Source organism: Vibrio nomapromontoriensis (assembly GCF_050337205.1).
Classification (GTDB): Bacteria; Pseudomonadota; Gammaproteobacteria; order Enterobacterales; family Vibrionaceae; genus Vibrio; species Vibrio nomapromontoriensis.
On sequence record NZ_JAKJSS010000027.1, the window covers coordinates 1 to 20965 of the forward strand.

Annotated in this window: 17 protein-coding genes and 1 pseudogene; 16 read left to right on the forward strand and 2 right to left on the reverse strand. The window is 42.7% G+C overall.

Going from position 1 to position 20965, the window contains the following annotated elements:
* Positions 1–1630 (reverse strand): cadherin-like domain-containing protein (locus tag L4D05_RS23605; RefSeq protein ID WP_428795441.1); only part of this gene is annotated, 1630 nt, incomplete at its 3' end.
* Between the two features lie 323 nt (positions 1631–1953).
* Between L4D05_RS23605 and L4D05_RS23610 the strand changes: the two genes are divergently transcribed.
* From L4D05_RS23610 to L4D05_RS23630, 5 genes are all read left to right on the forward strand, one after another.
* Positions 1954–3300 (forward strand): HlyD family type I secretion periplasmic adaptor subunit, encoded by a 1347-nt coding sequence (locus tag L4D05_RS23610; RefSeq protein ID WP_428795442.1) that lies wholly within the window; start codon positions 1954–1956, stop codon positions 3298–3300.
* Positions 3301–3319: 19 nt separating this feature from the next.
* A complete protein-coding gene (locus tag L4D05_RS23615; protein ID WP_428795443.1) occupies positions 3320–5554 on the forward strand; it encodes a response regulator in 2235 nt (744 codons plus the stop codon).
* The gene (locus tag L4D05_RS23620; RefSeq protein ID WP_428795444.1) at positions 5529–6911 is read left to right on the forward strand and encodes a TolC family protein; all 1383 of its coding nucleotides are present in this window, start codon (positions 5529–5531) and stop codon (positions 6909–6911) included. Before L4D05_RS23615 ends, L4D05_RS23620 begins: the two co-directional genes overlap by 26 nt.
* 128 nt (positions 6912–7039) lie before the next feature.
* Entirely contained in the window at positions 7040–8758 is a 1719-nt protein-coding gene (locus L4D05_RS23625) for an ATP-binding cassette domain-containing protein (protein ID WP_428795445.1), read from the forward strand.
* A complete protein-coding gene (locus L4D05_RS23630; protein WP_428795446.1) occupies positions 8758–10908 on the forward strand; it encodes an ATP-binding cassette domain-containing protein in 2151 nt (716 codons plus the stop codon). The genes L4D05_RS23625 and L4D05_RS23630 overlap by 1 nt, the downstream gene beginning before the upstream one ends.
* Before the next feature lie 109 nt (positions 10909–11017).
* Here the strand turns inward: L4D05_RS23630 and L4D05_RS23635 are convergent, their stop codons facing one another.
* Entirely contained in the window at positions 11018–11374 is a 357-nt protein-coding gene (locus tag L4D05_RS23635; RefSeq protein ID WP_428795447.1) for a hypothetical protein, read from the reverse strand.
* 257 nt (positions 11375–11631) lie between these two features.
* Here L4D05_RS23635 and ccoN point away from each other — a divergent pair, with 257 nt between their 5' ends.
* The 11 genes and pseudogenes from ccoN to L4D05_RS23690 all read left to right on the forward strand — a co-directional run.
* Positions 11632–13059: a cytochrome-c oxidase, cbb3-type subunit I gene (gene ccoN, locus L4D05_RS23640; RefSeq protein WP_250619107.1), complete on the forward strand. Its 1428-nt coding sequence runs from the start codon at positions 11632–11634 to the stop codon at positions 13057–13059.
* A gap of 12 nt (positions 13060–13071) precedes the next feature.
* On the forward strand, positions 13072–13692 hold the full coding sequence (gene ccoO, locus L4D05_RS23645) for a cytochrome-c oxidase, cbb3-type subunit II (RefSeq protein WP_250619106.1): 621 nt from the start codon (positions 13072–13074) through the stop codon (positions 13690–13692).
* Positions 13693–13702: 10 nt separating this feature from the next.
* On the forward strand, positions 13703–13876 hold the full coding sequence (locus L4D05_RS23650; RefSeq protein ID WP_428752429.1) for a cbb3-type cytochrome oxidase subunit 3: 174 nt from the start codon (positions 13703–13705) through the stop codon (positions 13874–13876).
* Positions 13876–14850 carry a cytochrome-c oxidase, cbb3-type subunit III gene (ccoP, locus tag L4D05_RS23655; protein WP_428752430.1) on the forward strand — a complete coding sequence of 325 codons (975 nt, stop codon included), beginning with the start codon at positions 13876–13878 and terminating at the stop codon, positions 14848–14850. The genes L4D05_RS23650 and ccoP overlap by 1 nt, the downstream gene beginning before the upstream one ends.
* 89 nt (positions 14851–14939) lie before the next feature.
* Positions 14940–15416 (forward strand): FixH family protein, encoded by a 477-nt coding sequence (locus tag L4D05_RS23660; RefSeq protein WP_428752431.1) that lies wholly within the window; start codon positions 14940–14942, stop codon positions 15414–15416.
* Between the two features lie 2 nt (positions 15417–15418).
* Entirely contained in the window at positions 15419–17803 is a 2385-nt protein-coding gene (locus L4D05_RS23665) for a heavy metal translocating P-type ATPase (protein WP_428795448.1), read from the forward strand.
* Between the two features lies 1 nt (position 17804).
* A complete protein-coding gene (gene ccoS, locus L4D05_RS23670) occupies positions 17805–17996 on the forward strand; it encodes a cbb3-type cytochrome oxidase assembly protein CcoS (RefSeq protein WP_428752433.1) in 192 nt (63 codons plus the stop codon).
* Entirely contained in the window at positions 17986–18660 is a 675-nt protein-coding gene (locus L4D05_RS23675) for a sulfite exporter TauE/SafE family protein (protein ID WP_428752434.1), read from the forward strand. The genes ccoS and L4D05_RS23675 overlap by 11 nt, the downstream gene beginning before the upstream one ends.
* A 91-nt stretch (positions 18661–18751) precedes the next feature.
* A complete protein-coding gene (fnr, locus tag L4D05_RS23680) occupies positions 18752–19498 on the forward strand; it encodes a fumarate/nitrate reduction transcriptional regulator Fnr (RefSeq protein WP_102470720.1) in 747 nt (248 codons plus the stop codon).
* Positions 19499–19644: 146 nt separating this feature from the next.
* Positions 19645–20589 (forward strand): universal stress protein UspE, encoded by a 945-nt coding sequence (uspE, locus tag L4D05_RS23685; RefSeq protein ID WP_428752435.1) that lies wholly within the window; start codon positions 19645–19647, stop codon positions 20587–20589.
* Between the two features lie 139 nt (positions 20590–20728).
* A pseudogene (locus tag L4D05_RS23690) lies at positions 20729–20965 on the forward strand (helix-turn-helix domain-containing protein); the annotation flags it as partial.

A 20965-nucleotide genomic window follows, 5' to 3' on the forward strand; every position in this document is an offset into this window, starting at 1 on the left:
TGAAATGATGGGATTGGTCGGTCGAGTAATGAGGATTGACAGGCCATTGCGTACCATGGATTTGAGCGTTCTCTGAAGACACAAACTGCCCAACAACTTGACCATTTACATCAATGACGTTTGCGCTGTCGTTGCCATGGTAAGAGAAGGTTTCGACACTAAATAATTCGCCATCAATATAAATATTGAAGTTGTGGTCGTCCCATGAATCAAGGCGGTAGAAATCAAACTCAATGGTCACTTCAGAAGCGCCAGCAGGCACATCATAAGTTTTAGAGACTTCTTCATCACCACTTTGGTTGTTCTGTTGCCCTAACATTTGTCCAGAGTCAAAACCACTGGAGTCTGCCGTTCCAGCACCAGACCAACCTTCCATTCCCGTCTCAAATGTATCAAGAGCAAAGACACTTGAGCCTAATGTTAAATTAGGCGCATCAGCTATCGCATCAACGGTAAGCTCAATATTAGAACTTACCACTGACTGCCCATCAGAGATACTCATGTTGAAGTTTATATCACCCGAGAAATTTCCATCCGGCGTCAACGTATAGATGCCATTTTCATTGACGGTAATAGACGCATTGTCAGCAAATTCTATACTGGCAGTGAGGTCATCCCCATCCACATCAGATGCGTTAATCAGGAGCTGCTCTTGAGACAAGGTAATCGAGCCATCTTCATCAATGGTATAAGACAAAGGTCCGCTTGTAACTGGGATATCATTTACTGCTGTAACGGCAACATCAATGATGCCATCCGTTACTACCGTGCCATCGGAAACCCCGTAGTTTAACGACAGATTACCGTTAAAGTTTTCATTCGGTGCAAAGGTGTAAGTACCCCCACCTAAGTTGGTTAAGACTCCGTCCGTTCCACCGTAGCTAACATGAGCAATCGAAAGCGAATCACCATCAATATCTGAAGCGCTCGCTAATAGATCTTCGGCCGTAAAACTTAGTAGCCCGTCTTCTAAAATGGTGTATTCCATGCCATTGACGACTGCTGCATCATTAACGTTGTCAATTTGGACCTCGAATGTGCTTTGTGTCGTTTCTGAGTCAAACGAATCATCTTGCTGTGACTGTGCGATAGATTGTTGATCGAGGACATTAACTTCAAATTGTTCACTAGCAGTTTGTGTACTTGGTTCTGCTTGAGTAGAAGCGGATGGCGCTGCGCTATTGGACTGACTAAGAGGATCGGTTTGACCTTGTGCACTTTGACCACCAGCGGAGCCAGATTGCTGTGCATCTCCTCCTACCGACTGTGCGCCCGCGCCTACGGGATTTGACTCTGGCGCTTCTGTGCCTTGACCTTGTGCATTCGCTGCCTCGCCTTCAATGACATTTGAGGATTCCGGCTGCGTCTCTGCGTCGGCGCTCTCTGTTCCTTCACCTTGCGGTGCTGACTGCTCTGATTCTTGATCATTGCCACCAGCGGCAGATGGATTGGCGTTAAGCGCTTCATTTATTTCATCAGCAGCATCAGCGGATTCGGCTCCGGTCGCTATGGTGGTCGCGATAGTACTTTGTTGGTTTTGTTGCCCTTGCTGTTGACCGACATTTTCGTCGCCAGTGTCAACTTGTTCTACTGCATCGTTGAGTGGATTATTTTCGTTGTTATCTACCATCACAGCCTCCAAAGCATCTATCTATTGCATATCAATTGCTTCACTAAGATTAGTAAATGAATTCACGATTAGTAGAAAAGTTTGTGCGTCATTAACTCCATGTTTAAGAAACTTTTTAAACAACAACTTGTTTTTTGTGACAAATGTGGGGAACTTACCGAATTTATCTTTGAAAATTATCCAGTTATATCCTTAGCTAGTAGTTAATAGTGATCATAAGCGCAAAGGCGATCCAAGTTATTCGCTACTTCGGTATGAAAACTTCAGGTCAACGTACGTATTTACTTAACCTTTAGTTTATTAATGATTTTAAGGTAAATAATGTGAGCAAAAATAGCATAGAAAAACACATCCGCAGTGCCTTGATTCAAAACGCATCAGTCTCTGACAGTGCCTACGTGGATGAAATTAAGATCAAAAGTGCGATGACTTCTGTTCATAAGACTTTGCTATTAACCTTCTTGATTGCTATCGCATTACTGTTGATCGCCTCTCAGGCGCGTATTGATATCGTCGTGTCGTCTCGAGGGGAACTACTTTTAGATTCAGATATTGAGCGAGTTCAACATTTAGAGGGTGGAATACTTGATGAGTTACTTGTTAAGCCTGGCGATGTTGTCTACGAAGGGCAGCCTATCGCTAAATTAAAGTCGTTGGATAGAAACTCCCTACTCTCAACCACTGATTCTGAAATTACCCAATTGGAAATGGATCGACTTCGCTATCAAAGTTTAATCAGCAATACCCAACCTGATTTTTCTAGTTACACCGATTTCCCGCAGTTAGTATCGCTAAATCAACAAGCTTGGCTGCAAGAAAGCAGTAAAAATCACTCGAGTGAAACGTTGATCAAGCACGATATTGAGCATAAGCAAAACTTAGTGCAGTCAATGAAGCGTCGCAAGCAAAGTTCGCTAAATCAACTCAAACTCATTCGCAAACAACTGACAATTAAACAAACCTTGTATAAAGAAGAGATGGGTTCGTATGTCGACGTGTTAAATATGCAAGTGCAAGAGTCGAACATGATCCGGGAGATAGAAAATCTCGATGAATCGATCATGAATGAGAGTTTTCAGCTGACGCGTTTAGACAAACAACTTAATGATTTAATCGTTAACCGAAACTCAGAATACCAAGCTCAGATTGTTCAAGCAGAAAAAGAGCTGAGTATTAAACAGATTCAAAGACCTCAACTTTCAGATAAGGTGGATCGATTAATTGTCTATGCACCCGTTGATGGTGTCGTTGACAAAATTCACTTCAACTTCCGTTCTGCGGTCGTTCCTCCGGGTGAGAGTATTGCCGATATAGCGCCACTTGATAACCAATTACACGGTGAAGCAAAAATTCCGAGAAAAGAAATGGGCTTTGTCGAAGTGGGTCAGCAAGTAAAGTTAAAGTTTGATACCTACAACTTTTCAAAATATGGCTTCATTTCTGGAAAAATTGCCTCTATCAGTCGCTCTTCTTATGAAGAAGAAGATGCGGAGTATTATCTCGCAAAGATCGTTATTGACGATGATTTCCTGGAAAAGTCAGGCACAAAATACAGCTTATCCCCATACATGGAGTTCACAGCAGACATTAAAACGGGTGATCGTCGAGTCATAGAGTACGCCGCAAAACCCGTTATGTCCGCCATTGACGATGCATTTGATGAAAGATAATACGGATGAGAAATAAATTATGAAGCCGAAATATCAAATATATACTTTCCCCGTCATTAAGCTAGGGATCTTAGCTCTGATAATTCTGACCACAATTGGTGTTTGGTTGGGTGCTCGCTTCTATCTTTCTGCGCCCGATCAGCAAGATTTTCAAACACCGCTTATTCAACAAAGTAAAGTGCTAACACAGCAGTTAGAAGCAACGGTTATTTCACTCGATATTTGTATTCAAGGAGCAAACTGTAACGAAGCGCAAAGTAACCTTAATGGATTGATGAGCGCGCTCACTGAATTTAAGTCTCTCGCCTCTCTTGATAAGTCGCAACTAAGCTTAGTTGGCGCGGTTGAATACAGTCAACTGGAACTAGCGGCGTTACGATTTTTGTCAATTAATGAACACTCACAATACGATTACCAGCAACTGAGAGAAGCATTAAGTCGAGATTATGTTGAAATTCGTAATCGCTTTGATGATTTGTTTTATGTCGAGCATCAACGAGTCGTCAACGAACTTCGCTCAAACATAGATAAAATGTTTCTGTTGTTTCCTCTTATCGCTGTAATAGCCATTTTTGTCGTATTGGGTGGTTGGTATAGGTTGAAGAAAACGGCAAGGAATCGACACTCAATCAACGAGAGTTTTCTGTCGTTATCAAACCGACTTGATACATTAGACACGAATCAAGTCGACAATATTCTAAATAACGTGTCGCTTGACCCGATTGAGCGCAACATTTACTCCAAATTACAGACTGTCTTTGAAAAGGTCGACCGTCAACAGCAAGATGCCGATTTAAATCAACAACTATATGGTTTGATTGGTTACGAAATACGCGGCATCACGAGTACAATAAAAGGCGGAATTCAATATCTTGTTCAAGACTCCGAAGACAGTCGAGCAGTATTAGCCAAAGACATCACTTCCGCAGCGGATACGCTCTCCGACCTTGCTGAAAACTACAATAGATTGCTATCTCAAGGCCGAGATAAAAGCAGTACGAGCTTTTCTTTTCTCAATATTTTATCTGAATTGACGGTGCATCTTAAAAGCAAACTCCACCGTGAAAGCCGTCTGATCGAATGTGATTTTAACTCTAACCTCCCACGTCATGTTGTAGGCCATCAAACCAGTCTGTTCTGGATTTTGTTTCTAAAGCTCTCTAGCGCAATGCAAATTCAAAATGACAAGCATGTCTTGTTTCGAGTTACTTCAAAAAGCGCTGAGAATGTCGATAAAACTCGCGTTACCTTATCCATTACCTTTTTAACACACCTAAATGTCGATCAAAGAAAAATCGATTCTCTACATTGGTCTGAACGCAATGAAACCACCACCTCAAATGATGAATGGACGCTCTCGATACTCAATAACATTAGTTATTTTGATTCCCATTGGTATGAATCAGGCCAACAGCGTCGGTACGAGTTAGAGCTTGATATCGAAGCCCAAGATTTCCAAACATCCAAATCTCAGCAACTTAAACAGAGACATATCGTCGTTTGTAGCCAAGGGAAACTCGCTCTTGATCTATTAAGTACCCAATTAACAAGCCATGGTGCCCAAGTGACACTTTGCAACGACCCTAATGAGCTATTTCGTATCACATCTGATTCATCGAATGTCGACGCAATCATCATCTCTGACCTAATAGAAGGTATTCAAATAGAATCCTTTAGTAAAACCTTAGGCTCTAGACTTAAAGCGACTCAAACAAAACTCTTTTTGCTAGCAACTCATGCCGAAGACGTACACGGAGCGTTTGAGTACGTTAATAAAGTATTCTTCACCCCAGTATTGCCCCATGAGTTTATTCCAAACCTAACAGAAGCACTTGAAGCGGAATCTGTAGAAGAAACTCTTGAGAATAGCTCATTCTTAATTGTTGAGGACGATAAGGTCCAACAATTCCTGCTAAAACGAATACTAATGAAACAAGAGTACCAAGCGGATACGGTTGGTGATGGTTCTGACGCGGTGGACTGGGTAAGAAACCAACGAGCAGACATCATTTTTATGGACTGTATTATGCCTGGTATGGGCGGTATTGAAGCAACAAAGCGCATTCGTAAGCATGAAAGGGACCGTAATTTAGTCACCCCTTCCACCATCATTGGCGCAACCGCATTAACGAGTGTGGCAGAGCATAAAGCATGTATAGAGGCGGGTATGGACTACGTCATCAGCAAACCCTACAAAAGCGACGAGATTATCAAGGTGATTAAGAAGTATGTGGCATTTCAAAAGCTTAATTAGTGTGACTTGTGGGTTGATATGCTCATTCCCTGCGGTGTCTTCAACCGTATTAGAAGCGGTGCAAGTCGGTTTGAACAATAATGTCTCACTGATCGCAAGTCGAAAAGGTGTAGAAGAGAGTGCGTACAATATTGACGTGAGTCGCTCGAATTTTCTTCCCACTATATCAGCAGACGTTAAGACAACGTGGAATTCATCGTCCACTCGCCTTAGCGGCATTAGCGACGACGAGAGTTCTTATAATGATCATGGCTATGGTATTTCTTTGAGCCAAACCCTTTTCAATCTCTCGGATATCTATGCTTATGGTACAAGCAAATTAGATCTGTCGATTGAAGAAGTAAAGAACGAAGCGAAAACCCAAGAAATAATTGAGCAAATCACCGCCCAGTATTTTGAGTACTTAAAAAATGGTGCGAAAGCGAGAGCAACAAAAGCAGAGCTTGAATCCTCTATGAGCCGATTAACACAGATGAATCGAAATGTGTCACTCGGTAATGTTGCAGCAAGTGAGTTGTATGAAGTTATTGCACAAAAAGAAGGCATCGCCAATCGATTAAGAAGCTTACATAAAGACAAAGAAGTGATTTTGAACCGCTTGTCTTTACTCACCCAGTACCCTCTTATTCCCTCTCAAGACCTAAAGAGTCAAGTTCTCTTAACCGAAATACCATTTGGTAAACAAACAGATTTGCTTGGTCAAGCAATGAAGTTCAACAACGACATTATCTTGTCGCAGAAAACGCTGGAACGTAGCTTTAGAACGTTAAAAGAAACGGGGTCAAACTTTACTCCGAATCTATCCGCCAATGCTAGCTATCGACATGAAGACACCAACAACTTTGATCTTTCAGCGAATCCAAATGCGACAGGTATAAGCGATGACCGCTCATTAGGCTTAGTGCTTACCGTGCCGATCACTACAGGTGGTTCAGACTATTACGCCTACCAAAAAAACAAGAAAACCATCGAACGTAATGATTTACTTTTAACCGATAGCCAAAATACTGTTAAGAATGACGTCGAAACCTCCATTCTTAACATCAATGATTTTTCTCAATCTGTATTTACCTATGAGACCATCATTAAAGCAAACTACTCCTCTTACAAAGGTATTAAGCGCGCACACAGCTTGGGAACGCGAACTATCACCGACTTGCTTTCAGCTGAGAGTAAATTGTTTAACAGCATTCGCGACTATGAAAGCGCTAAGTATGACTATGTAATTGAGTCCATCAAGCTTGATCGACTTGTCGGTAATCTTTCACCTCTCAGTGTCGAGAAAATTATGTTAATGATGGATAACGAGTCGACGATTCGTCATCAGGATATTATCCCTGAGCATCTAAAAAATTAGTGGAGACCGTGTCCAATAGAAGGCATGCGTTTGATGATGAGACCTTGATGATAAGAGGTTGAATAGTCAAAGGTGTAAGCATGAATAAGGTTGTTTCGTTCTAGGGTATAAATGAATAGGAAAGCGTAATGAAGACAGAGTATTTCTCACAGAAAATCACATGGATGGATAAGCTTTATCTGATCTTCTCTACGATCATGTCTACCTTGTTCGCGCTCGTTCTTCCTTTTTCTATTCTTATTATTTTTGACCGAGTTTTACCTAACCAAGCCAAGGATACGTTATTTGTCTTGTTTGCGATTATCCTTATAGCTATCTATCTAGATTACCTATTAAAGAATCAAGAAGAAGTGATTACGACATCTTTGATGAAAAACTTCGAGAGTCGCTTAACGAACAAAGTCTTTCAAGCCATTTGCCTTGCGCAGATCCCACAGTTTAACAAACTAGAACCAGGGCAGTATTTAGAGCGTGTGGCGACTATCCCCGAGTTAAAAAGCTTCTTTGGTGGTGAAGTCGTTCGAGCATCAATAAATGCAATGGTCAGTATTATCACCATTGTCATCATCACCTTAATTAATGTCGGTGCAGGGCTAACACTTATCGCAGCCTCCATTCTATTATGGGGTGCATCATTGTCTATCTCTTCACGAAAAGTCACCGCCCTTAGAGAAAAGTCAGAAATTGAAGGGTTAACTAACTCCAAAATCATCGAGATAGTATCTCGTCCGTTAGACAATAAAAGCCGTACGATGGAATACAGGCTAGAGAGTTTAATGACGGAGATGATAAAGACCCGTGAAAATAAAAATATTGCCTATGAGAACTTAGAGTCCCAATTCAACTTATCACTTTCACTTATTCAGCAGCTGTCTATCGCTATTGTGGTCGTGCTGCTTGCAATTTCAGTGATTGAGCTAGAAGCAAGTCAGGGGGTGATGGCGGCTATTATTATGCTAACTAACCGATATTTCGGTCCTTATCAGCAAATAATGCGCACAATAGGTCGTTGGAAGACCAATAAAATGCAGATCATAGACATTGCTGAGATATTATCGCTTCAGCATCATAGTAATGACAGTACTGAAGCTTCAGGTCATGCAATTCAAAACAACCGAGCCATTTCAAAAAGCGATGATCCTAGCGAACTTAGCAATGAACAGCATCAACATAAAAATGCTAGCGCTAGCATAAGCAATTACACAAATACATCTACCGTACCAGATACTAAAAACATAGAAGTACAGCTTGATAGCAACCAACGAATTCTTTTCCAAAAAGGACAGCCTATCATTTTGAAGGGCCGTTCTGGCACTGGAAAAACCCATTTGACGCGATGTCTAACACGCGATACTCAATGTGAACGAACCGTCATCCGTCTCGGAGACACGGAAATCAACACGTTGCACTACCAATCTTGGCGAGATAGCGTACACAGAATAGACAAAAACAGTAGCTTCGTTGAAGGCTCTCTTATCGATAACTTAACCTGCTTTCGCCCCATGTTAAATGGGGCTGCTTTCACCCTGTGCAAAGGCCTGTCTATCAAAAATGAGATTGACGCACTGGAGTCTGGGTTTTATACCCAGCTAAAAGGAAACAATACCATTCCCCTCTCAAGACAAGTGCAATATGCGTTACTTATTATTCGAGCAATGTTGTGCCAGAAAAACGTGTTGGTATTAGATGACATTGATAGTGTTTATGACCAAGAATTTGCCACACGGGTTGTGTCGATGCTCGTGCCTAAAGCGACATCACAGTTCCTCATTATCATCAGTAACAAAATCAATCATGAAGCCCTTGGCGTAAAGTCCATTAAGCTAACGAAGGAGTTTGCGAGCTAATGACGATACTCATCGATTTTAATAATGTCGCGCAACGACTCAAAGACTTTGAATCTGAGGGATTTGAACATCGCTATGCCGAATCCCCCCTATTACGTGGTCTCGCCTACACTCTGATCTCTTTGGAGTGGGAAGGAACGCCTGAGATTTTATCAGACGCATTTACTCCAGGTGAAGTGGATCAAAATGGATTTGAACTCACCCTCTCACGGCTTGGTTATCAATGCCGCACCACCCATTATGTAAGCTCATTAGATTTAGCGGATAAAGATATTCACTATCCATGCTTTATTGAGCTAGAGAGGTTCTCTGCCATATTAATGTCGGTAGACAACGGCGAAGGTGTCTTGTTCGACTATCGTAATAACAATACCGTAACGGTATCACTTGTTGACGTAGAGTTTGCGCTCACTGTGGTGTCAGAATACTCCAAACTTTTCCGTGAGCCACCGCCAGAATCGCAGGATAAATCCAATTGGATTAAATACGCCTTTTATCGTTACAACAATGAGTTCAAGAGCCTCATCTTCCTGTCTCTCGTAATTAATATACTGAGCGCACTGCAGCCATTCTTCATCATGGGGGTCTATAATTTCGCCCTCTCTTCAAGCTCTATCTCCACCTTGTACTGGCTCACATCGTTTGCTGTCTTTTTGGCATTTTCTGAGTATATATTCCGAAGAGTAAGAATGAAGGTGCTCGCCACGTCAGGGCAAGACCTCGCCGTTCACATATCACGTAACGTTATCGCTAAACTACTTTGGCTCCCTTACTCGATGACGTCATCTGCTGGCGTTTCCTCGCAGATGGCTCGACTTAAAGATATCGACCAATTTCGTAAGCTTGTAACGGCAGAATCCACACTGAGTTATTTTGATCTTCCGTTTATCGTACTTTTTATCGTCGCAATCACTGTCTTATCTGGTTATGCCGCGCTGACGGTATTAGTGGGCATTTTATTAATGATTGTATTTTGTCTCTACTCTCGTTATCTCTATACCCAAGCAACATCAAAAAGCTCTAGAGCCAATGCTATGGTGTCTTATCAATGGAATGAATTATTAAGGGGCATCACAACGCTACAAGGCTTGCCTTTGCTTAGGATCATTCAGTCTCGATTTAAAGCGGCTCATGAGCAAAGTTCTTCTGATGCCGCCTTTGTTTCAACCACAAATAGCAAAATACAAGCGATGGGAGGTGGATTGATTCAAGCTATCGGAACCGCGGCTATTGTGACTGCGGTAATCAGTGTGATGGATGGGACGACAAACGCAGGTGCGATGTTAGCGACGGTAATTTTAGTTTGGAAAGCTCTGGGTCCAATTATGGGGATCTATAACTCATTAGCTAAATTCAAAACCATCCAATCTTCTACTGCTCAAATCAACGCACTAATGTCGTTAGACGATGATAAGTCGTCCATCGAAAAAAGCCCCCCGATCCGACAGTTTGAAGGCCAGGTATCGGTTAACGGGCTAGTACATCGCTACCAAGGTGCAGCCACTGGGTTGACTAACCTAAGCTTTAAGATTGAACCTGGCAGTAAGGTTGCCATCTCTGGTCCAGCAGGAAGTGGCAAAACGACGTTACTAATGTTGCTAACAGGCCTTGAGCCCCGCTATCAAGGGGCAATTCTTGTTGATGGTCACAACATTAAGCAATTTAACAACTTTCGTTATCGTAAAGGGATCAACTATATACCTTTTGATCTTCATCTTTATGAAGGGTCGATTGAATCGAACTATATTCTGCACAACGGCGTAATCTCAAAACAACAAATGTCCCAGTCTTTTGCACTATTAGGGCTGGATAAGGTTTTCCCTGAAGGCTTAGGAACGATGATTAGCGCTGACTTTTTAGCAAACCTTCCCTCTGGTTTGATGCAAAGGCTACGCCTTGCGATTGGGCTCGCTGACACAAGCCAAAATGTTATCGTAATTGATGAACCTCTAGTGGGTGTGGAAAGTGAACATGTTACGTACATTAAGCAGCTGTTTGCGGGAATACTTCGTCATAAAACTGTCATCTTCACCACGGTCGATCCCGCACTTATTTCTAGCTCGACGCACTGCTTGTTGCTGGAAAAAGACGGTGCACAGAAGTATTTCGGTGCACCTGATAAAGTGATGAATGCCATGGGGCAAAATTGAGAAGAAACATATTACTGCTGCGAATCATCTTAACAAAGGGCGACTAAAGGAAGAGCAAGCAAATGACGACTCGTTATTTGAGCTTTTATGCGTGCCTTGATACTGCTCGCTATTTCAGCGTTATTTTAACGGCATGCTTCTCTTGGTTACTGATAATAATATCCATTGGAATTTGCGTTTCGGTTATTTCACTTTTATTGGTTAGTAATACATCACCCTCACCTGCAATTGAGGCTTTAACTGTTAATTCTTCTGGTTTTGTGAGCGTTAACGTATTTGTTGAATCTTGATACATAAAAACCACTAATTTCTCTTGTATTTTTACCTCACATCCGGCTGAAAACTCGCAGCTCTGCGTATTCGACGCTTCGTGCGTTACCGTTCTGTACGTAAATGCGGCAATTAACACCATCATCATGATGATAATTTGACCAAGCCTACCTTTTGTTAATTTTTCAGCTGCCATTATGGGCGTACTCCGTGTAACAAACTTCAAAGTTTTGAAATAAATGGACATAAACCAGACCAAGAGTAAGGTTACTACCCTGTTCTTAAATTGTTAATTGCAGTATTATTGTCGCTTGAAAATGCTACTTTTTGTTAAAACCTACAAGGGAAGTAACGTTTTGAAAAAGCGTTAGTTCTATTGCGCGTTTGGGTAGCATTACGACATGAGTCGTGTTGGAAGTAAAGTATAGTTAATTATAAATTGGAAGCATGTTAATGAGCCAGGAAAAGCAGCTTGAACAAGTTTACAACTATACCGTAGTACGCCAGTTCACTTTAGTGACCATTCTCTGGGGTATTGTTGGTATGGCGGTAGGCGTTTTAATTGCCGCTCAATTAGTTTGGCCACAGCTCAACTTTGATACGCCGTGGTTGACGTATAGCCGTTTACGTCCGTTACATACTAATGCGGTAATTTTTGCATTTGGTACCAGTGCTCTGTTTGCAACGTCTTATTACGTTGTACAGCGTACCTGTCAAACTAGATTATTTGGAGGACCTCTTGTCCCATTCACTTTTTGGGGATGGCAAGCAATCATTTTAGCTGCTGCTATTACTCTACCTTTGGGTTATACCTCAGGTAAAGAATACGCAGAGTTAGAGTGGCCTATCGATATCGCCATCGCTATTGTGTGGGTGTCTTACGCGATCGTCTTCTTTGGAACACTTATAAAGCGTAAAACTTCACATATCTATGTCGCTAACTGGTTCTTCGGTGCATTTATTATCACCGTTGCCGTCCTGCACATAGTGAATAGTTTGGCTGTACCTGTCTCATTAGGTAAGTCTTATTCCGCTTATTCCGGAGCCGTCGATGCCATGGTGCAATGGTGGTATGGACACAATGCAGTAGGTTTCCTTCTTACTGCTGGTTTCTTGGGAATGATGTACTACTTCGTACCTAAGCAAGCAGAACGTCCGGTTTACTCTTACCGTCTATCTATTGTTCACTTTTGGGCATTGGTTTCGTTGTATATCTGGGCGGGTCCTCACCACCTACATTACACAGCGCTTCCAGACTGGACACAATCACTTGGTATGGTGATGTCATTGGTTCTATTCGCTCCATCTTGGGGTGGCATGATCAACGGTATTATGACGCTATCTGGTGCTTGGCATAAACTTCGTTATGACCCGATTCTACGCTTCTTGGTTGTCTCGCTATCTTTCTATGGTATGTCGACATTCGAAGGCCCGATGATGGCAATCAAAACGGTTAACGCCCTATCGCATTATACCGACTGGACCATTGGTCACGTACACTCGGGCGCATTAGGTTGGGTAGCAATGGTCTCTATTGGTGCCGTATATCACTTGATTCCAAAACTATTTGGTCAAGAGCGTATGTACTCTGTAGGTCTTATTAACACTCACTTCTGGTTGGCAACAATCGGTACTGTACTTTACATCGTTGCGATGTGGATTTCAGGTGTGATGCAAGGTCTAATGTGGCGTGCAGTTAACTCAGACGGCACGCTAACGTACAGCTTTGTGGAATCTGTTCAAGCCTCTTACCCGTTCTATACAGTTCGTTTCATTGGTGGTTTGATTTTCCTTTCGGGTATGTTCCTGTTGGCTTACAACGCATACAAAACGATTACGGCAGAGAAAGGTAGCCTTAAAGCTATCCCTCAATCGGCATAAGGAGATTAGAGAATGAGCTCAAATTCGAAAAATCGCCATGAAATCGTTGAACGCAACGTAGGCTTACTGGCTATTTTGATTGTTTTCGCTATTAGTTTAGGGGCTCTCGTAGAGATTGTTCCGCTAATGTTCCAAAAGCAAACAACAGAACCTGTGAAGAACTTACGTGTTTACAGCGCATTAGAGATGGAAGGTCGCGATATTTACATCCGTGAAGGTTGTAATGTATGCCACAGTCAAATGATTCGCCCGTTCCGTTCAGAAACAGAGCGCTACGGTCACTACTCTGTTGCTGGTGAAAGCGTTTGGGAACACCCTTTCCTTTGGGGTTCAAAACGTACTGGACCTGATCTCGCTCGTGTTGGCGATCGTTATTCTGATGAATGGCATCGTGTTCACTTGATTGATCCACGTGAATTGGTTCCAGAATCCAATATGCCAGGCTTCCCTTGGTTGGCGGAAAACGAGTTGGACGGTAAATTGACACAGAAGAAACTGGAAATCTTCCGTAATCAATTTGGTGTTCCGTACACGGACGAGCAAATTGCGAGTGCTGAGAGTGATGTTAAAGGTAAGACAGAGATGGATGCCATCATTGCTTATCTTCAGTCTCTTGGCCACGCAATGAAATAAGGAGGAAATTATGGATATCGGTACTATTCACAGTATTTGGACCGTAGTTTTGTTTGGTTGTTTTATTGGTATTGTTTGGTGGGCTTACGGTAAAAACCGTAAAAGCCGGTTTGATGAAGCAGCAAACCTAGTATTTGCTGATGAACAACCAACTACCTCCGAAAAAGAAGGAGTGAGTAAATAATGACTACATTTTGGAGTCTATTCATTATTGTCATCACTATCGGTACGTTGCTTGGTTGTGCAGCCCTGCTTGTTTGGTGTCTACGTGACAAAATGGGCGTGGAAGAAGGTGCAGACATGGGCCACGAATACGATGGTATTCGCGAGCTTAACAACCCACTACCGAAATGGTGGACATACTTGTTCATCGGTACATTTGTTTTTTCTGCAATTTACTTGGCACTATACCCAGGTCTCGGTAACTTCAAAGGCCTTTTAGGCTGGACAAGTTCAGACCAAACGGTGCAGTCAATTGAAGAGTCAAGATCATCGGTCGCGGCATCAACAGCAAATAAGCAGTTGGATCAGTACGCTAAAGAGCTTGGCGATGCAGAAACCTACTTCGGTGAAGCATTTAACCGTTTAGCAAAAACATCTGATGGCGGTCTACGCCCTATTCCTGAAATTGCGGCAGACAGCGAAGCGATCAAGGTTGGCCAACGTTTGTTCTTGCAAAACTGTTCTCAGTGTCATGGTTCGTCGGCTCGTGGTCAGAAAGGTTTCCCTAACCTAACCGACAACGCGTGGTTGTATGGCGGAGAGCCTCAGGCTATCGTGACCACTATTATGCATGGTCGTATTGGTCAGATGCCGGGCTGGAAGGACGCATTAGGCGAAGATGGTGTTCGCGAAGTGGTTAGCTATACTCTCAGCTTATCTGGGCGTAAAGTTAACGCTCGTGAAGCAGAAGCGGGTAAATCACGCTTCGTCGTTTGCGCCGCTTGCCACGGTACTGATGGTAAGGGTAACCCAGCCGTCGGAGCACCAGACTTAACCGATCAAGATTGGTTATTTGGCGACTCTCGTGCGGACGTGACTGAAACTGTAATGAACGGTCGTTCGGGCGTAATGCCAGCTTGGAAAGACATTTTAGGTGAAGAAAAAGTTCAACTTGTTTCTGCCTATGTCTGGAGCCTAAGCAATTCTGAAAAATAAGTAACATTTCAATAACAGCCCCTTGTAAGGGGCTGTCTTTTCTAGATAATTTATAACCTCTTTCTTAGTCAGCTGTTGAGAACTTTTTTATGGTAAAGCCTTGGTATAAACAATTCTGGCCGTGGTTTCTAATCGCGCTGCCACTCTCTGTTGTTGTTGGTACGCTATATGTGGTACTGATTTTTTCCCAAAACTCTGTCGATCTGGTCGCTGAGGATTACTATAAAAAAGGCAAAGGGATTAACGTCGACATCACTAAAGTAAATGTCGCCCGTGATCTCAAACTTAACGCTTCTATCTCTTCTGATAAAAACGTCGTTATTATTGCTTTCGAAAAGGGGGAATTGGACCATTTTCCCGCGTTAACCACCACGTTTACACATCGTACTTTACCAGACCAAGATTTTGAAAAACTGTTGACGGCAGATGCTAAAGGCACCTACCGACTAACACTTGATCACGACATGCAGGGTCCTTGGTTTGTTGAACTACAACCACATAATAAAGCGTGGATGATTCAAGGCCGTGTTACCTTCCCTTCCTCTGATCCAGTATTAATAGACTAACTATGTGTAAATCGTGTTATCACTGCGGTGAAGAAGTACCAGTCAACACGAATTTTTGCGTACACATTCTCGACGAAGATCGGGACATGTGCTGCCCCGGCTGTGAGAGTGTGGCGCAAACCATCGTTGATAGTGGCTTGGTGTCGTATTACCAATACCGTACCGCACCAGCGGAAAAAGCCGATTTGGTACCTGAACAATTAAAAGCGCTCATTCATTACGACAATGAAGACATACAGGGTGAGTTTGTTCGTAGCCAAGAAAATGAAAAAGAAGTGACCCTCTCTATCGAAGGTGTTTCATGCGCTGCGTGCGCGTGGCTTATAGAAAAACGAATGGCGACTGAACCTGGTATGATTTCCATTCGTGTCAACACCACCACCAATCGTGCGATTTTGAAATGGGATAGTACTCAATCCAAACTCAGCACGCTTTTATCTGCGATCCATGAGTTGGGCTACAAAGCCGCGCCATTCGAGGCGGATAAGCAAGAAGCCGCCTATCACCACACAATGAAGCAGTACCTCTATCGACTTGGCATCGCTGGATTAGCGACCATGCAAGTCATGATGTTGGCAGTGGCACTGTATTTAGAAGTATTCGGTAGTTTAGAGCCAGAGTTCAAAAGTTATTTCCGGTGGGTAAGCTTAATATTTGCTACACCTGTTTTACTGTATTCAGCACTACCTTTTTATTTGAATGCTTGGCGAAGCTTAAAAGGAAGAACGCTGGGAATGGATGTTCCCGTCTCTATCGCGCTAATCTTTGCTTATGTCGCAAGCTTAGTGGCAACGGTAACCGAACAAGGAGAAGTATTCTTTGAATCTATTTCAATGTTTACCTTCTTTTTATTGGTTGGTCGTTACCTCGAGATGCGAGCACGACGTAAAGCCGCCGCCGCGAGCGGCAACCTTCTAAAACTCATTCCAGCTATTGCTGTAAAGCTCGATGGAGAACAGATCCCTGTTAAATCATTGCAAGTAGGCGACCAAGTCCGTGTTTTGCCAGGAGAGCATATTCCAGCAGATGGTATTGTTTTGAAAGGGCGAATTCACGTTGATGAATCGATGCTTACGGGTGAGTCTTTGCCTGTAGTCAAACATCAGCACGATACGGTGTATGCAGGTACGTTAAACGGTGACGAAGCGTTTGATCTTGAAGTACGCAGTAGCAAAGCTGACTCAATGATTTCGAGTATTGTGCGATTACAAGATGAAGCGCAGTTGAGCAAACCTAAAATTGCCGAGATAGCCGATATCGTCGCTCGATACTTTGTGGCGATTATTCTTATCATTGCTGCCCTCACTTGGTTTTACTGGCATCAAAGTAAACCAGATGATGCATTCTGGATAATGTTATCCGTTCTAGTTGCAACATGCCCTTGTGCATTATCTCTCGCGACACCGACGGCAATTACATGCTCTAGCTCTCGGATGGGATCGCTGGGTATTCTGTCTCGTCGTGGGCATGTCTTTGAAACCTTGTGTAAAGTTAATCACCTGATTGTTGATAAAACAGGGACGCTTACACATGGCGACATTGAGATCTCGAAGACCACACTATTTGCTGACTACTCCGAAGCAATTGTCCTTTCATTAGCCGCATCATTAGAGAGTCATGCTAACCACCCTATTGCACGCGCCTTTAAAATTTACCATACACAATCGCTAGCGTGTGGAACCAATACTGAAGTAACGCAGGTCGAAAATGTCATTGGGTCAGGGCTCATAGGGCAATGGAATAACAGTCAAGTGAAAATTGGTAATGCTCAGTTTGTATTAGGTCGAGCAGATGATGCCAAAAATACCGTTTACTTGTCGCTAGATGGTCAACATATTGCAAGCTTTAATTACCGGGATCCGATCCGAAAAGAAGCCAAAGATTTCATCGAGAAAATGCATTTAGCAGGTATTAAAACCACCCTTCTTACTGGTGATACATTGACCAATGCAGAACCCGTTGCACAAGAGATTGGTATTACTTCCATTGTGGCGAGTGCGTCCCCGAGTGACAAATTAGCGTTCTTAAATTCGGTGGATGCTAATGATGTTACCTTAATGATTGGTGATGGCATTAACGATGCCCCTACTCTTGCAGGCGCTCATCTCTCAGTCGCGATGGGTGGTGGTACCGATGTGGCTAAAGCATCCGCTGATTTAGTGCTACTAAGCGATCGTTTAGACCGATTATTGGCAGCGCGTAAGCTCGCTATTCAGACGAGAAAGATTATTAGAGAGAACTTGGCGTGGTCTTTGGGATATAATCTCTTGATCCTTCCTCTTGCCGTAGCTGGGTTAGTCGCGCCATATATTGCTGTTGTCGGTATGTCAGCTAGCTCGATTATCGTAGTTTCTAACTCTTTACGCTTACTAAAAGAAGACCAATAGCATGGAAAGTCTGTATATATTAATCCCTATCGCTATCGTACTTGTCTGCGTAGCGGTTGGTATTTTTCTCTGGGCTGTCAAAAGTGAACAGTTCGAAGATCTAGAGCGTCAAGGGCATAACATTCTGTTTGACGAAGACGTCACTACAGATCACGAATCGAACAAAAAAGAAGAAAACCACCGTGACACTTGATCTTTTAGGGGCCTTTACCATTGGTCTATTAGGGGCGGGGCACTGTATGGGAATGTGCGGTGGTATAGCGTCATTGTTATCTATCGGGCAACCGCATAAAACCCCTACCTTACTCATCATAAACTACAATCTAGGTCGATTGATTAGCTATGTAATGATAGGTAGTGTGGTAGGTGGAATGATTGCAGGGATTGCAACGTTATCTCAATTTAACCACGCGCTTTCGTTTTTACGAATTTTAGCAGCATTGTTCATGATCTTACTTGCGCTCTATGTGGGCCGTTGGTGGAATGGTTTGCTGAAAGTGGAAAAATTGGGGCAAATATTATGGAAGAGCATTTCACCTCTTGCGAACAAGCTCCTTCCTCTTAAACATTCAAGTTATGCGATCCCATTTGGTTTTCTTTGGGGATGGCTTCCTTGTGGACTGGTTTATTCAACACTTACCTGGGCTGCGGTCTCTGGGAGTGCATTCGGTGGTGCTATGACAATGCTTGCATTTGGTTTGGGTACCCTACCCGCAATGCTGTTAGTCGGTAGCAGCGCAGCAAAACTACAATCCCTGCAAAATTCAGTTAAATTTCGCAATATAGCCGCACTTTCTATACTGATATATGGTCTATATACAGGTTATGATGCGGTGACTATTTTTAACGCAAACTAATAGATGATTGTTTTGTCATTGATTTTTTAGCTACCCTTTAGAGGTAAGGAATGATAAAATATTGATGTACATCAAATAGTGATAGGTTGTTATGATTTCTGAAAAACCTGCAGCAAAACGAATTCAGTCAGGTGGCTGTGCGATCCATTGTCAAGATTGTAGTATTAGTCAACTGTGCATTCCATTCACTTTGAATGAAGCAGAGCTGGATCAACTTGACCAAATTATTGAGCGTAAAAAACCCATTCAAAAGGGTCAAGAGCTGTTTAAAGCTGGCGATGAACTAAAGTCTCTTTATGCAATTCGCTCTGGAACCATTAAAAGTTACACCATTACAGAACAAGGTGATGAACAGATCACTGCTTTTCATTTAGCAGGCGACCTCGTCGGATTTGATGCTATCACCGACGATGAACACCCAAGTTTTGCTCAAGCACTAGAAACATCAATGGTATGTGAAATACCGTATGAAATTTTAGATGACCTTTCAGGCAAAATGCCAAAGTTACGTCAGCAAATCATGCGTTTGATGTCGAATGAGATTAAAGGTGACCAAGAGATGATTCTCTTGTTGTCGAAAAAGAACGCGGAAGAACGTCTCGCGGCTTTTCTTTATAACCTATCAACTCGCTTCTCTCAACGTGGGTTTAGCCCAAGAGAGTTTCGCCTAACCATGACTCGTGGCGATATTGGTAATTACCTAGGGCTAACGGTAGAAACGATCAGTCGCCTACTCGGTCGCTTTCAGAAGTCAGAAGTGCTGAGTGTGAAAGGTAAATACATCACCATTATTGACCATGATGCCTTAATGGAAATGGCCGGCGTATCTAAAGAGTAGTCTTTCGCTTACTTTCTTGCTTATATAGTGGCTCTTTAATGAGCCACTTCAAATTTCTTCCTCTAACCCCTTACTTTCTCTAAAAAGATTCTTCTAAGTGCGCTAAAGTTAAGTGAACGAAGTTACCATTTTGGTAAGGAGACTCTATGAGCATATATAATAACATTCTCGTCGTTGCTAATTTAAATAGTGAAGAGCAGCCTGCTCTTGTTCGTGCTGTACAGCTTGCAAAGAAAAGCCGCTCAAGAAGTCGGATATCGTTTTTTCTCTCCATCTATGATTTCTCTTACGACATGACATCCATGTTATCTCACGATGAAAGAGACGCCATGCGTCGCGGAGTCATTCAGCAACGTGAAGAGTGGATGAAAACACTTGCGGAACCATTTATTGACGATAGCTTTGATTTGGAAATTAAAGTCGTTTGGCACAATCGCCCTTACGTCGCTATCATCGAAAAAGTATTTGAAGATAGTCACGACATCGTTATCAAAGCGACGCGTAAACATGACATCTTAGAGTCTGTTATTTTCACTCCAACAGATTGGCACCTAATCAGAAAATGCCCTGCTCCGGTGTTATTAGTGAAAAATTCAGATTGGCCAGCCAACGCGAATATTGTTGCCTCCGTTCATGTCGGTTCCGAAAATCCAACGCACATTGATCTCAACGATAGCATGATCCAACAACTTGATAGTCTGACCGAGCGTTTAGGGGCAACGGGTTATCTTGTTAACTCCTACCCTGTGACACCCGCTAACATCACAATAGAGTTACCGGAATTTGATCCTGCAACTTATACCGATGCGGTAAGAGGTCACCACCTCACAGCAATGAAAGCGTTACGCCAGAAACACGGTTATGCAGAAGAGCAGACGATTGTAGAGCAAGGGCTACCGGAAGATATTATCCCTGAAGTAGCGAAGAAATTAGATGCTGCAATGGTTATCTTAGGAACAACAGGCCGAACGGGACTGTCTGCCGTTTTCATTGGCAATACTGCTGAGCACGTAATTGACAAAATAAACAGTGATGTTTTAGCACTAAAACCTGACGGTTATATTAGCCCACTGGCACCGAATCCAGAATAACAGTACACGTTGATATACCAGTACACGTTAATTTTACTTGGCGTGTCATTAGATCCTAAGTCCCAACTGATAGATAGCAAAAAGCCCCAATCATGAACTGACCCCCAATAGTTGGACACCAATTATTGGGGGTCTTTTTATGTCCAAATATAGTCGTGAGTTAAAATGTGTCATTGCTAAACAATGCTTAGATGGCGCGTCATCTCGCTATTTAGCAAAACAATATTCAATTTCTTCGAGACAGATACGGTATTGGGCTCAAGTCTTTGCCATCCACGGTGCTGGTTCGTTTTTACCAACTAAGCATGCTGCTACTGCTCAGAAAAAACGAAAAGCATTAAATTTAATGTGGACGAATGATTGGTCTCTCACGCAC

Coding starts and splice junctions, on each gene's coding strand:
- ccoP (WP_428752430.1), top strand. CDS start 13,876: ATGACTACATTTTGGAGTCTATTCATTATTGTCATCACTATCGGTACG.
- L4D05_RS23660 (WP_428752431.1), top strand. CDS start 14,940: ATGGTAAAGCCTTGGTATAAACAATTCTGGCCGTGGTTTCTAATCGCG.
- L4D05_RS23635 (WP_428795447.1), bottom strand. CDS start 11,374: ATGGCAGCTGAAAAATTAACAAAAGGTAGGCTTGGTCAAATTATCATC.
- ccoN (WP_250619107.1), top strand. CDS start 11,632: ATGAGCCAGGAAAAGCAGCTTGAACAAGTTTACAACTATACCGTAGTA.
- ccoS (WP_428752433.1), top strand. CDS start 17,805: ATGGAAAGTCTGTATATATTAATCCCTATCGCTATCGTACTTGTCTGC.
- ccoO (WP_250619106.1), top strand. CDS start 13,072: ATGAGCTCAAATTCGAAAAATCGCCATGAAATCGTTGAACGCAACGTA.
- L4D05_RS23620 (WP_428795444.1), top strand. CDS start 5,529: ATGTGGCATTTCAAAAGCTTAATTAGTGTGACTTGTGGGTTGATATGC.
- uspE (WP_428752435.1), top strand. CDS start 19,645: ATGAGCATATATAATAACATTCTCGTCGTTGCTAATTTAAATAGTGAA.
- L4D05_RS23615 (WP_428795443.1), top strand. CDS start 3,320: ATGAAGCCGAAATATCAAATATATACTTTCCCCGTCATTAAGCTAGGG.
- L4D05_RS23665 (WP_428795448.1), top strand. CDS start 15,419: ATGTGTAAATCGTGTTATCACTGCGGTGAAGAAGTACCAGTCAACACG.
- fnr (WP_102470720.1), top strand. CDS start 18,752: ATGATTTCTGAAAAACCTGCAGCAAAACGAATTCAGTCAGGTGGCTGT.
- L4D05_RS23625 (WP_428795445.1), top strand. CDS start 7,040: ATGAAGACAGAGTATTTCTCACAGAAAATCACATGGATGGATAAGCTT.
- L4D05_RS23630 (WP_428795446.1), top strand. CDS start 8,758: ATGACGATACTCATCGATTTTAATAATGTCGCGCAACGACTCAAAGAC.
- L4D05_RS23650 (WP_428752429.1), top strand. CDS start 13,703: ATGGATATCGGTACTATTCACAGTATTTGGACCGTAGTTTTGTTTGGT.